Annotated in this window: 9 protein-coding genes; 2 read left to right on the plus strand and 7 right to left on the minus strand. The window is 33.1% G+C overall.

Features of this window, described 5'->3' with window-relative positions; all coding sequences use genetic code 11:
* The first annotated feature begins 659 nt into the window (after positions 1-659).
* Together WAZ07_RS09610 and WAZ07_RS09615 are read left to right on the plus strand one after the other, a co-directional pair.
* Entirely contained in the window at positions 660-1,598 is a 939-nt protein-coding gene (locus WAZ07_RS09610; protein ID WP_336472246.1) for a hypothetical protein, read from the plus strand.
* A gap of 265 nt (positions 1,599-1,863) precedes the next feature.
* On the plus strand, positions 1,864-3,072 hold the full coding sequence (locus tag WAZ07_RS09615) for a cytochrome P450 (protein ID WP_336472247.1): 1,209 nt from the start codon (positions 1,864-1,866) through the stop codon (positions 3,070-3,072).
* A gap of 343 nt (positions 3,073-3,415) precedes the next feature.
* On the opposite strand, the gene WAZ07_RS09620 is transcribed toward WAZ07_RS09615, so the two are convergent.
* The 7 genes from WAZ07_RS09620 to WAZ07_RS09650 all read right to left on the minus strand — a co-directional run bounded on the left by WAZ07_RS09620 (position 3,416) and on the right by WAZ07_RS09650 (position 13,728).
* Positions 3,416-3,961, minus strand: a complete 546-nt coding sequence (locus WAZ07_RS09620; RefSeq protein WP_336472248.1) for a C40 family peptidase — start codon at positions 3,959-3,961, stop codon at positions 3,416-3,418.
* Between the two features lie 259 nt (positions 3,962-4,220).
* Positions 4,221-7,121, minus strand: a complete 2,901-nt coding sequence (gene colA / locus WAZ07_RS09625; protein WP_336472249.1) for a collagenase ColA — start codon at positions 7,119-7,121, stop codon at positions 4,221-4,223.
* Between the two features lie 458 nt (positions 7,122-7,579).
* Entirely contained in the window at positions 7,580-8,065 is a 486-nt protein-coding gene (locus WAZ07_RS09630) for a GNAT family N-acetyltransferase (protein ID WP_336472250.1), read from the minus strand.
* A 331-nt stretch (positions 8,066-8,396) separates the two neighbouring features.
* Positions 8,397-8,543 carry a Phr family secreted Rap phosphatase inhibitor gene (locus WAZ07_RS09635; RefSeq protein ID WP_139207661.1) on the minus strand — a complete coding sequence of 49 codons (147 nt, stop codon included), beginning with the start codon at positions 8,541-8,543 and terminating at the stop codon, positions 8,397-8,399.
* Positions 8,540-9,610 carry a Rap family tetratricopeptide repeat protein gene (locus tag WAZ07_RS09640; protein WP_336472251.1) on the minus strand — a complete coding sequence of 357 codons (1,071 nt, stop codon included), beginning with the start codon at positions 9,608-9,610 and terminating at the stop codon, positions 8,540-8,542. Before WAZ07_RS09640 ends, WAZ07_RS09635 begins: the two co-directional genes overlap by 4 nt.
* A 2,206-nt stretch (positions 9,611-11,816) precedes the next feature.
* A complete protein-coding gene (locus tag WAZ07_RS09645; protein WP_336472252.1) occupies positions 11,817-13,259 on the minus strand; it encodes a PH domain-containing protein in 1,443 nt (480 codons plus the stop codon).
* On the minus strand, positions 13,252-13,728 hold the full coding sequence (locus tag WAZ07_RS09650) for a PH domain-containing protein (protein ID WP_336472253.1): 477 nt from the start codon (positions 13,726-13,728) through the stop codon (positions 13,252-13,254). Before WAZ07_RS09650 ends, WAZ07_RS09645 begins: the two co-directional genes overlap by 8 nt.
* Positions 13,729-14,101 lie beyond the last annotated feature (373 nt).

Raw genomic sequence — 14,101 nt, forward strand, 5'->3', positions numbered from 1 at the left:
TATAAAATATGTATTTATTATCCAATAAATAATAATTCTTTAAAAATTATCATTGATAATAAACTTCCAAAAAACCTTTATTTCATGTGAATTTTCACCTCTAATTTATGCAATTTTGCATAGTCAAATATAGGAAAACGGTATGCGAAATATTATTTTGTTATATTAAAAACATTTTATGTACAACTAAATTTTTACAATCAATTATAATAATTCTATTTTTCAGAGAAATATAAAATGAAAGTTGTTATATTTTATAAAGATAGGATTTTAGTAAGATAATTATTTTTAAAACAATTAATAATAATATATAAATTATATATTATTCCGAGCAAAATTTTATGATTTACTTAACAAAAACATAGTGTTTTAATAAGGGCATAAGAGATTTACCTTCTATGAGAAACAAAAGAAAGTGAATGTTTAAAAGTAACAGGTTCATCATTATAGTTTGTCGTTGATTATATCATTCTAAAACTTTAAGCTCAAAAGGCTTTATTTCCAATAATTACCTTCTTATCAACTGATCAACTACATTTATTCTTGATAACCAAATAGAAACATAGTTTCAGTTCTTTTGCACTTATAGTTTGGTAAATAAATCTTAGAGCAATATGTACATTTTATCATTTAAAATCAAATTCAAAGAGGTGTGTAGGATGAAAAGACAGAAAATTACAAAAATTATTCCGGCAGCATTTGTATTAAGTACAGCTTTATTTGTAGCACCAGGGTTTTCTTCAGCAGATACGACTACGAATGTAGGAAATCTTCCAGTGGTAATTAGTGCTCAAGAAGGAAAAGCACCTATGTCAGCAGCGCAGGTTGCAGCAAATGGTACACAGCTCCCTTATATTCCTACAGGTCCTTATGAAGAATTTCCTCGTGAATGGCATGTATCTACAGATAATGGCGCTTTAATTGATTATGTATATGTAGATGTTGTTGCTCAAGGACCGGTATCCATGAGTGGTATATTCAAATTTTCAGGTTATAAGTATGTAAAACCTGATGGTACTTGGATTAAAGATGACGAAAATTATGCACCATCAGGGAATAAAGGAGATGTTCTATATTCAATAGCGATTCCTAAAACGAATCCAATAGTAGCAGATACTAAATTGAAAAAAGATTTAAATTGGAAATTAATTGACTCAAATATAGTAGATAAAAATTCTGGTTATCATTGGAGTAAAGCAGTGACAAGTGGTATTTCTCACAATGTAACTGTAGGATTATCTTATACAATTGGAATGGAAGTAGGATTGGAAGGTATTGCAACCGTAAATCAATCACTAACTGCAAGCTTCGGTTATGGTATTACATTAAATTCAGAAGAGACAGTTACGAAAACATTTGATTTCAATCCAAAACCTGATTATGCATACGATCAATATAGAACTGCATTATATCAACAAGTAGCTAACTATTCAGTTGCTCCAGGAGCAGGATTACAAAAATGGATGTCTGATCGAACTGCAGATGATCTGATCAATAAAATGTCTAACATGATGGGAAAAGGAAATGCAGTAGAATATAAAGTGAAAAAATCAGTTGATTATCCAGTAGATGTTTTAGTTGCACTTACTTCAAAATAATAAGAAAGCTAGCATATTTTGCTAGCTTTTTTGTACTTCTAATAATAGATTAAATTAAAAATATATCTACTATATTATCCTCTTTGACATAATTCCCCTACACAATCAAGCAAAAATTTTCAAGCCCCTATTGCACTAAAATATTTTTCTCAACCTTCCAAAAATAAACATTTATTCCTCTTATGCTAGAATAAAACATGTTAGCCTACACAACTTAGAAACAGCTAAGTATTTTTTATTTTGTAGAAAAAAGGAGGAGATATCTATGAAGTCACCTGAAAGTGTAATTTTAGTTCATGAAATTTCCAAACTAAAAACAAAAGATGAGCTTTGGAATCCATATTCTTGGTATCAGTATATGAGAGAGAATCATCCTGTCTATTATGATGCAGATCAAGATGTATGGAATGTGTTTTCGTATGATGATGTGAACCGGGTTTTATCTGACTATCGTTTATTTTCAAGTAGAAGAGATCGTCAACAGTTTTCATTTCCGCAGCGAGAAACAAGAATGAATTTAAATTCTTCTGATCCTCCTGAACACCGCAATGTTCGCTCTATCGTTTCAAAAGCATTTACACCGCGCAGTTTAACTGAGTGGAAACCACATATACAAGCACTCGCAAATGAAATGATAGAAAAGCTAAGAAATCGTGATGAAATTGATATTGTAGAAGACTTAGCAGCCCCATTCCCTGTAACTGTCATTTCTAATTTATTAGGTGTCGAGGCAACAGATTTAAAAAAGGTGAAACGATGGTCTGATATTTTATTCATGCCGTATAGCCGAGAGAAATTTTCTGATTTAGATAAACAAAAAGCAATTGCTATGAAAGAATTTAAAACGTATCTTCTTCCCATTGTCCAAGAAAAACGATGCCACTTAACAGACGACATTCTTTCAGACTTAATAAGAGCTGAATATGAAGGTGAGAGATTGACAGATGAAGAGATTGTAGATTTCTCACTCGGCTTACTAGCAGCTGGTAATGAAACAACTACCAATTTAATTATCAATAGTTTCTATTGTTTTTTAGTTGATAAACCAGGAACGTATGCAGAATTACGTGAAAATCCTGATGTTATTCCACAAGCAATTGAAGAAGTTTTACGTTATCGTTTTCCAGTCACACTGGCACGTACAATAACGGAGGATACAAATATATTTGGACCACAAATGAAAAAGGGACAAATGATTGTTACGTGGGTCGCTGCCGCAAACTTAGATGAGAAACAGTTCCCTAATGCTAGCTGTTTTGATATTCATCGACCAGGTAATGACAAGCATATGACATTTGGAAAAGGGCCGCATTTTTGCTTAGGTGCCCCGCTCGCGCGATTAGAAGCTACAATCGCTCTAACAACCTTTATTAAACAACATAAAGAAATAAAACTTTCACCATCTTTTCAGCTCGAGAACTGCCTATTAGAGAATGAACAAACTTTGAAACATTTGCCGATCCTTTTAAAGTGAAGATACTTTAAAAATATGTATTTATCCCACATTAACGGGCAGTAGGACCCCCACCTCAAGATTTAGAGAGAAGCGAGGAAGATAGGTGGGGGATGGAGCTTCTGGCATAGAAGCGCTTTTTGCCTCGGCGGAAGATGCGAAGCCACCGACTGTTCTAGCCACTGGAGCTGGATCATAAAGAAAAGCGGATCCGGCTGTTTAGACCCGTTGGCTAAGGTTCTTTCACACAGAAGGTTCTTGGACATGAGAGCCTAGGAGGCAGAGCTAGACAAAGATGTCGAAAAATTAAAATGGATATATAATAAGCACCTGAGATCTATTTCTCAAGTGCTTATTCCTATTCTTATATTCTTCCATAACCGGCAATATGTTTACTCCAATAAGAATTATCTAGTTTAGCTGCACTTACTCCTTTTGAACTACTAGCGTTATAGAATGTATTGTTTCCAATGTACATACCTACATGTGTGATATAAGTACCTGAATTGTAAGTACCTTTGAAAAACACTAAATCACCTGGTTGAAGATTGCTTTTACTTATACGTTTAGTAGCATCATATTGCTGCTGGGCAGTACGCGGTAATTTAATTCCTTGTGTACCATACCCCCATTGCATTAATCCTGAACAATCAAATCCAGTTTTCGGGCTATTTCCACCATATCGATATGGTGTTCCTTCATATTTCTTCATTTCCGCATAAACCTTTTGAAATTGAGAAGCAGTTATGGACTGAATTTCAAAGGATTCAATATTCATAGCTTCCAAATTCGTTTGCACCGCTACATCTTTATTTACAGGAATGTTATCCGTTTCTTCTGCAAAAGCGAAACTGCTACCAGCTCCAATCACCATCCCAAATGCTAAAGTTCCCGCTATCAATTTTTTCATAATATTTCCCCCTATTTTCATTTAATATTTTACAATTACGTAAATTTCGACCATTTTTTTATAAAATCCTTTCAATAGGTTAGGAGAAAATATCGAATCATGTTGAGAAAATTTGTTTGAAGTTGACTGGCATGCGGCTGAATCCCTATTTCAAGGGAGGTTTAAAATTCCCAGGCAGACTCTCTAAAAAATAACAGAAGGAGCCTATCATGACAGGCTCCTTCTAAAAAATTAAATTTACATCTACATTAGAATAGATTTATTTCACTAATAATGAATATGTTCCAGTTCTGTTTTCTTCTCCATAAGATAGAATTAAGTAATACTTCCCTGGTTGCAATTCAAGTTTCCCTTTTATATTATTTCCATCCGCTTGACCATCAGCAACAGGATTTGCTAGATCTGATCCGTTAAGCAGACTCCAGTTTATTCCAATACCTTGTTCATCTATAACAGAAATATCTACTTCTTTTGGAGATGTGACATCGAACGTGTAAATATACGCCATATTAGGCATATCCATATTTCCTTTGAAAAGTTTATTAAAACGAATTGCCTTTGCATTGTCAAATCCATGACCTGCTGGTTCATCTTTTTTTACGGTAACCGTTGTTTGTGCTCGGCCTACTTTTCCTTTATTATCTTTCACTGTTAGCTTTGCATTATATGTTCCTTCTTTTCCATATACATGGGTAGGATTTGCTTCTGTACTTGTTGTACCATCGCCAAAATCCCAGAGATACGAAACAATTTTTCCACCTGTGCTTTCTGTACCATCACTATGAAACTGAACTTTTTCATTTAATATCTCATTGTACGGTCCATTCATATTTACTTTAATCGTCTGTTTTTCTTCTTCTCCCGTTGCAACGCCATGGAATACAACATCGTATTCAAATTGATTGTTCGCATTCACACGATAATTGACAAAATACGCTGTAACTGTTTTGTAGCCGCTCCAGTCTTTTTGCGCTAACTGTTCTAAAGATTGATTGATTTTCTTGCTCATCGTTTTCCAATCCTCAGATTCTCCTTTTGTTACGCCGCCTGTATATGTTCCTTCTAATGTAAACGTATCAAAGAATTGAGACTTATGCTTTGTAATTGTTGCATCTTTTATCTTCGCTACATCTGTAATGTCTTTCTTTACATCAGCTAGTGGCTTTGGTGCATGTTCAGCTAAATAATCATCTGATACTTGCGGGGTATTATACGTATCTTGATTATCAATTAACTGCTTCATATAGTCTTGGTATCCTCTATTTAAATTTGGATCCTTACTTAAAGCTTCACGACATGCATCATAACCCTTCACATCATTTGCACGAATTAAATCTTGAATCTTATCGAAAGTTTCAAATTGATGAGTATATAAGTAAGACTGCAGTGCAAAAGAATAATTATAAAAGTCCCATTGATCTGGTCCTTGTCCATATTTCGAAAATAATGTTCGTTCTGCTGTATAACGCTTCGCAGGATCAGATGATAATCCGCTAATTACACTTTTGCGCGGAACAACGTTATTCGTACGAGTAGATCCCGCAAAAAATTCTGCATTTCCTTCATCAAACCAAGTCATGCGTTCATTTCGATATAATTCTCCTTGTCCCCATGCTCCTGGAACTTCGTATCTTGCCTGTAAATAGTGTGTAAACTCATGACGGAACAATTCTTCTAAAGAATATCTACTCTGCTCCGGTGTACGTTCAAATGTGAAGAACGTTCCGACGCTTTCAATGTAAATCCCACCATTATTTGTTTCATATCCATATAGTTGGCTATTTCGTTTATATTCATCTGGATTATTATAAATTACGATTGTCAGTACATCATCAGCTTTCCCTGATTCTAACGCTGCATCGTTTCCAATTACACGATGATATTGCGCTTTTACTTCTTTAGCAGCCCAATATAGTCTCTTAACCTTTTCTTCTGTTACTTTATCTCCTGTTTTAAAGACAATAGCACCGTCATCAAATGTATACGTTTTTGGTAAGTACTGCTTTTGACCTTCTTCACGGATTTTCTTTAAATCTACTGTATTTCCGTTATAATCTTTTCCACCATAGTTTGTTGAAATTTGCTCTACCGCATTAAAATAAGCTTCACTAAAACGCGGGTACATACGCATTGCTTGTGTAAGTACTTCTAAAGGTTTATTTGGATTACTATGGAAATTCCCGAAACGACCAGTATAATACACACCATTATTAATTAACCAGCTATTTTCTGTTGTTACATTTCTTAGAAGAGCCAGTCGACTGATTTCATTTATGAAACCATCAATTTTCCCATACCATATTGTTTCATCCGCTTTTTTCCTTGTACCATTCACGTAAGACTGTATATCATCATCAATCCCTTGTATAAGATTATACAAGGCATCTCCTTTATTCCTGTCACTTACATATGTAGAAATATTATCGTTATACTGTTTTAATATATTCCCTGCATATTGAACTGTTTCAGCATCACAAGAAGCATTTCTAATTAATTTACCATATGCAGATACCACTTTATCCTGTTTATCTGTACCAAGTTTAAAATTCGGATTTCTTCCAATTTCTTTTAATGCCGGTAAACATTTATCCTGGAAGCTTCGCTCATTTAAATAGTTTAATTCTTTATTATTAAAGCCTAAATAAAAGCCGCAATATAATACTTCAACAAACGTTTCAATCCCTTTTGTATCATCTTTTGTAAATGTTCTTCCACGGCGACCTAATTCATCAATAATAACTTGTATTCGCTCTTTATTTTGATAAAACGCTTTTGTTTCTTCATTAAATTGAGATAAATCTGCGATTTGATCCCAACTAACATTTGCCAATGTATCAATTAATTCGGCATCACTCATTCTATTCAGCTCTGCCACAGAATACTTTTGCTGAAATTGTTTTGCCGCTGCTCGTTTCACGATCGGAGCTGGACGTTGTGAAAAATCGTTCACTTTTAAACGTTCTTCATAAGACAATGTTTCGTCTGCTTTTGTAGAATGTGCAATTTCATCCGTTGAAGTTTCTATCCCAATTGGTTTCTTTTGTAACACATTATAAGGTGTGTTTTCTTCCGCTGATACTTGTGTTTGAATACTTCCAAATGATAAGGCCACTGTACTAATACCGAGCATCATTTGGGTAAATTTTGATTTCTTGTTCATCACATTTCCTCCGTTTATATAATCCATCCAACAGAATAGCACGTTATTCCCATAAAACAATGTAATATGCAATATTGCATGTTACATTGTTTTATATTTGTGAACAAATTATAAAAACTCAATGATATCAAAATTTTCTAGCTATAATCACTCACATTAATTGTGTACACAATTCAATATTCAATTAATCTTCATATCTTTCCGAACATATATATAAATCCAACTTGACTTTCTAACACACAAGTCGCTGCTATGCTGAACAAAAAATAATCTGCTACTTTCTTTCTCTTTGTTTGAACTTCTCACGTGGCAGAAAAGGGCCTTAACCGCTTCTACGCATGGCCAGACGCTCTCGACCATCTAAAAAGAAGAGGGGTTTATGTCAGGCTTTTAATTTGGATTTATATATTTACCCTTTAAAGCTGTTTAATATGGCGGTATATATTCTACTTTTCCCTCTATATAAACCTACTTAAAATTTCTCCAGGTAACCCTTCGATTTCACAAATTTTCTCTGATGTAAATCCTTGCTTTATTAGAATTTTTCTAGAAGGGATATTTTCTGGATCAATAATTGCTTTCAATATGTTCAAATTTGTTTGCTTAGCTAATTCAATTAATTGTTTTGCAATTATACCACCATATCCTTTACCCCAATATTTAGGTAATATCATATAGCCAATTTCAGCTTCTTCGATTTTATGCTCATTTAATGTTACATGTCCAAGTCCAATAAATTCATCCGTCACACGATTATAAACTTTATATGAGCCATATAGCTCATATTTTTCATTACGCTCTAATAACTTTTGATAGTTTACTTGAGCCTCTTCTAATGGAATCGCTCGTTCTGTAATTTGTGCCATAACTTGTTCATTGGACACTAATTGAAAATAGTCGTTAAAGTCTGTTACTTCAAATTTTTTAAAGATTAGTTGATGCATTTTTTCTCCCACCCTTAACTTATAAAAGTTATTGTTATTATTGTATCTTAATTGGAAAAAAAACACTATTTTCATAGTATATAATTCCATTTTTATACAACTCACTCATATTTTAAACGACTTTTTGTAAATCCAACAATTTTTATTGTTTGCTTACATTTTGCAGATGTTTTAAAAGTGCGCATACCAAATAAACCCTGATGGGTTAAATAGGCTTGCAAGCATACTCAATTTAATATGGCTAACACAGAAAGAAATTGTATTTAACGAAAGTTATCCTATACGCCAAGAAATAAAAAGAGAGCCCGTTTTGAAGCAGGCTCTCTTTTTATTAAATACCTCTGCCGTGTTCATACTGAACATCAATAGCACGTTGTGTATCCGATGACGCGTTCTCTTTTAAATTCAATCCATTTAAGCCAAAAGATAAGACAGTTACAGTCATCAAACTAAGTATGCACAATTTAATTTTTTTCATTTTAACGATCCCCTCTTTTTCAATATTTTTTTCGCTTCATAACCAATATAAAAATACTTGCTCACTTCACCTTCATTACCCACATTATACCATTTTACTGCTAATTCTTCGGCATAAAATTGTACATCTTTCCATAATTCTTGATGTTTGAAATATGAAATCGCTTCGGCTACTAGGTGATCTAGTTTTTCAACAGGTTCATTTTCGTTTAAGCCATTTAATATCGAAAAGTGGTAATAATATTCTTTATCGCAAGATGTAAGCCCTTTGGATATATATTGGCTTGCTTCTTCATGATGGCCCAGGCGGAAATGCTCTCTTGCTAATAAATAATTAGTTTTTATATGCTGGTCTTCTTTGAAAACTTCTGTAAGGTGTCGAATTGCTGACTCTGAAAGATCTTGATCGGCATATAGTAGACCTAAGTTATGACGTACTTTTAAAATCGATGCACGCTCATCGGTTTTTGTAAAAGTATTGAGTGCTGAGATTAAGTATTCTTCTGCCAGTTCAAATTGCCCTAATGAAATACAAGACATCCCTAAAGTATTTTTACAAGCTCCAGTTTTAACTTCATAACCTTTATTTTTAGAGAAAAACTCCTGAGCCTTTGTAGCGTAATGAATAGCCCGGAGCGGCTGAGAAAGGTAATAGTGAAATAAAGCCACTCGGTAATTAAACTCAGCTTTTTCCGCTTCATCAGGGACTGCAGCGAGCAATTTCTCCGCTAGTTCATAATGTTTTTTAGCGTCGCTGTAGTTTCCAACTTCCATAGCGTAAATGAATTTAAAAAAATGATAATAATATTTCAAAAAGTCGTTTGTTTGCTCAGAGATAGAGTCATATTCATCTAAATCTTTATCAAAGTTGCCGATCAACATTTTATATCTAAAATCTAATAATGAATAATACATGAGGATTTCTTGCTCTTCCTCAATCCTATCAATTTTACTATCAATTTCTTTCTTTAACTGACCTGCTTCCAGCACATGCTGCACACGCATTTCTCGATACCAATCATTAAGTAAATTTGTGATATGACTCTTTGCAACAACACCTGTGTTCAATTAAATCACCCTTTTCCAAGAAATATTATCTAAATATTAACACAATTCATGGTGTAAGTTTCCAGATTTATTGTTATGTAGATTGATAAAAAAATTACAGAATATTACAAATATATGTGTATGATGTATCTATATACAAATTATAACATCATTGACAATGTATAGGAATTACATGATAAAAGAAAAACCTTAATCATTTTGTTGAAAAAAGAAAATGTAGCAGCTAGATTTATGGGTATCGATTCCTTTCTATAAATGCCTTTGCTATTTGACTATTATGGTTCTCTGCTGCAATACCTTTCCGTAGCACACTTTAAGAAATTGTCCTATATGTTCTCGCTACCACTTTGATTTATTATCGTTTCAAATTTCTTTATTTTAGTAATTTTTCTATATACTTAACGTGTTTCAAACCAGTATACTACAATGTAAACTAAGATAAATGATCCTCCAAATATCAACAAACGAAATAATATGGGGATAAAAGATAATGATGTGAAGTATAGCAAATATAGAATTATAAAAGGAATAAAAAATAAAAATAATATATATGTTTTATGTTTAACTATTGTTAGTATGAAACCTCCACTACAAATAACTCCTATTATAATCCCATATATCCAAATTATTGTTTCATCGCTATCTATCATTTAATCACCTCCCCCCCATAAAATCCCCATACTTTCCAATATTACCCTCACTTCCTATTCTGCCATAAATAAATTCCAACTTCAAAGTTAGATGTTGTGTCTAACTTTTGCGGAACAATACAATTATTGATATTTTCAAACAATACTTTGATACTAAAAGAGTCAAATCCTTTTATAATGTCTACACACGATTTTTCACTTTCATATAGTTGCACTATTGTAGCTTAAATAGACAAACCATTAAACTATAATAGTTCCTTAGCAAACATAATATAAAAGTAGAATCCAATACCATAGGCGATAAAAGAAATTATTGTAATAAACCAACTTTCCTTATACTTTTGGACATACTTTGAAAGTATCCAAAGAAAAAGTAATATGATTGATTGAATCACTACGGCCTGTAATGTACCCAGTAGTGTAGCTGTCGTAGAATAGACTATCCATGTACTCAACAATAAACGTATAAAAATAGAGGTAACTGCAATGATTGTCTTCTCATAAGTTGATTTTATGGAAACTAAATAATAATCTTGCGAGATGACAATAAACGTTAGTAACATATTTAAAATCAAAATTACAACAAATTCTAAAATCCCTACCAACACTCTTAACTCCCCTTCTTAACTTTATCGACGTCTTCCTATAGCGTTAGAAGCCCGCATGAGCTTTGCTTGTGTAGAATTTTTAAATGCTTTTATTCTTTTTTCTTTGCTTTAGCCATTCCTACCAACTGAATACTCGCTTTTTGAGATTGCCTAGCATTTGCTTTACTTTGTACTCTAGGCAATATTTTTCCTTTTTTATATTTTAAATTTGCACTTTGCTAAACTAGCCATTATGTATCCTACATCACCTTTGAATGAATTCATTACCTTTTTGACACCAGATTTTACTCCATATCCTAATCTTTTATTTTGACTCCATTTCACTTTGTAGTTTGTTGCGTTATCGATTTCACTAACATTCTGTTCAATATTGAAAAAATCCTACTCTTATAAGAATAGGCCTCTTTTTCCCTCTACCATTGCCCACATTCTATTATCTAATTTTTCTATATTCATAGATTGATAAAAATAATCCTACTATAAAGATAAAACATAGAATAAATGTTCCGAGCGGATAGCTAATAAACGTTCTTCCCATGCCTTGGTGAGGACTAAATATAAGTGGTACAATCCAAGGATATAAAAAATTTCCAGGCGAATTTACTAACATAATATTAAAAAATAAAACAAGGCACATCAATGTTACTACATAAAGAAAACTTTTCCACTTGATTGCGCCAAAAGAAGCTATTGGTATTAAACAAAAATGCATGATTGCCATTAATGCTACTAATTTAAGTTGTTTAACGAATAATTCAAATGTAAAAGGTAAATCTGTAATGAAATTTCACCTTTTTTTAAATGCAAGGATATATGATCAACTACTGTTTTTGAATCATACATTTTTGTAAGATATGATGTTTCTAATACATATTCCACAGGCATACCTCTTTTATTTGGAATTTTACACCATAATTTTACCGAATTTACACATAAAAAAAACCACCCTTACATGAGGGTGATTTTTTTATTACTCTTCTTATACCAATCCTGCATCTTCTCCGCATCTTCCATACGTACATGTTCTAACGTATGACCAGCCGAGGCATTGTGGAAATGATATGTGCAAAGTGCATCTTTTTTCTGGAAGTATGATTGGCTTTTCTTTAAAGATTGAATATGTCTTCTTTTCACAAAAACCGTATGTTTTGCGATTCTGCGATATGACATTGTTAGCTGATCATCATCAATACGATATCCGCCTGCTTTGTACTGTGCATAACCAAGCCATATGGACACTATGAAAAGTGGTAATAGCAGTGCGAATAGAAAGTGTTTGTGAAAGTAAATACTTGCACCAATAATTGGTACTGCTACAATACAAGCGAACACAAAATTATCTAACATGTGACGTCTCATTGCCGTTTTCGGTAATCCTGTCATATCATTTTTTATATCATACGGCATTTGTAAATATTGCAGCATCTCTAGCACTTTTTTCTTTTTCATAAGCGGATGTATTGTTACGTCTGTTTGTCCTTCTTCAAATTTTTGAATGGCTTCTACATGAACAGAACAATATCCAAAAGGCTTGCGAAGAATACCTTCTTTTATTTTAATACCGTGAATACGATGCGTTTTCAAGACAAGCTCTTTTCTTTCTAGTAAACCTTGCGAAATGCGAATTTCATTTCCTTTACGTGAAATGGTAAAATTTGCATGTTGCAACGCATATTGAATCGTTGAAACAATCCACGATAATAGAAATAAAGCGACAAGCATATATACCCAGCCAGCTATATCACTTTCTGATACATATGTTTCGACATAATGCTCGATTTTCTTCACAATATCATTCGGCATAATTTCCCGAATTTTATCTGCTAAAATGAAAAGAATTGAAAATAAAAGGCCAAATTTCCCAGACGTAATACTTGCTAGCAAAATTTCTTTCCACGTTAATGTGTATGCGACTGTGTTATGTTCTTTCTTTTCAATCGTAGTAACCTCTAATTCAGGCGCATCCTTCACATCGCTATTTGTATTTAACATGGCAATTAAGCTTGCTGCTTCTTCTCGAGTAATCCCTACTAACTGTACTTCTGCTTCGTCAGCCCCGCCAGCTGTTTCAATCTTTAGCTTTGTGAGACCTAATATTTGATATAAAATATTTGAGCTCGTATTAATGGTTTGCACACGATCTTTATTTAAGTAGCTTTCTTTTTTTGTAAACATCCCTTGTTTAATATGTAATATATTATTTTCAACCCAATATGTTTTGTAATACCAAGAAACAAAGGTAGAAATAACTGCTAAAGCAAAAAATCCAATCGGAACTAAATACCAAAACGGAAACTTGCCCTTAGCGCTAATCAAAAATATCGCAATCGGTGCAAGGTCTCTCAATTTAATTTCAAACAAGATCGTAATCGGATGCTGCCGCTTATACATCCTCATCACTCACCTTTGCCAGTTCTGCAATTTGGCGCTTTAGCCTCTCAGCTTCGCGCATTGTCAATCCAGGAAGACTATGTGCTGTTGCGGCTGTGGAAATTTTCAATTCAGCTAAATCAAACTTGCGCATAATTGGCCCTTGTTCAATTGTAATATGCTGAATACGAATCATCGGGACAAGTACCCGCTCTACAGTAAACATTCCTTTTTGAATTTCCATTTCCTCTTCGTTTAACTCATAGCTATAATAGCGCTGACGTAAGCTTGGAAACACGAGATAACCGAGCGGTGCATACGCAAGAAGCCCTATCACAAGTGCACCAAATATCCAGCCTGTCCAATCGAATTTCATCATAAATATAAAATAAGCTATTGTAATAATAAGACCGATTCCAGATGTGATGAGCGAGCTAATTTTCCATACTCTTACCATCTTTGGATTAATTTCATTTTCTAATGGTTGCATTCTTTCACCTCTACTTCATAATCTATATAAACCCAAATTAAAAAGTCGATATCTCCCTCTTTTTAGGTGGACGAGAGCATGTCATATTTTGTTTTGCATACCAACAACTAATATATTGAAAAATCAAAATGGATTTATCTAGTACATTTCTTTCTATGACTCTATCATGTTATTTAACATGCTGTATCCATCATATAAAAAACACAATTGGAAAACAAGTTATTTTAAGGTAATGTTTTCCTTTTAATAAGGTCTTAAATTCTAAGAGTAGATTTATATCATTTACTTTATAACAATATATTAAGTTGCAACAAGAAACGGACTGTCCCTCTATTTCCATAATAATTCTTGTAGGATTTCCTCCTTTTTTGTC

This window comes from Bacillus bruguierae (genome assembly GCF_037104725.1).
Lineage (GTDB): Bacteria > Bacillota > Bacilli > Bacillales > Bacillaceae_G > Bacillus_A > Bacillus_A bruguierae.

Excerpts from the sequence above, each read along its gene's own strand:
- WAZ07_RS09650 (WP_336472253.1), bottom strand. The coding sequence starts at position 13,728 with ATGCAACCATTAGAAAATGAAATTAATCCAAAGATGGTAAGAGTATGG.
- colA (WP_336472249.1), bottom strand. The coding sequence starts at position 7,121 with ATGAACAAGAAATCAAAATTTACCCAAATGATGCTCGGTATTAGTACA.
- WAZ07_RS09635 (WP_139207661.1), bottom strand. The coding sequence starts at position 8,543 with ATGAAAAAAATTAAATTGTGCATACTTAGTTTGATGACTGTAACTGTC.
- WAZ07_RS09615 (WP_336472247.1), top strand. The coding sequence starts at position 1,864 with ATGAAGTCACCTGAAAGTGTAATTTTAGTTCATGAAATTTCCAAACTA.
- WAZ07_RS09630 (WP_336472250.1), bottom strand. The coding sequence starts at position 8,065 with ATGCATCAACTAATCTTTAAAAAATTTGAAGTAACAGACTTTAACGAC.
- WAZ07_RS09610 (WP_336472246.1), top strand. The coding sequence starts at position 660 with ATGAAAAGACAGAAAATTACAAAAATTATTCCGGCAGCATTTGTATTA.
- WAZ07_RS09620 (WP_336472248.1), bottom strand. The coding sequence starts at position 3,961 with ATGAAAAAATTGATAGCGGGAACTTTAGCATTTGGGATGGTGATTGGA.
- WAZ07_RS09645 (WP_336472252.1), bottom strand. The coding sequence starts at position 13,259 with ATGTATAAGCGGCAGCATCCGATTACGATCTTGTTTGAAATTAAATTG.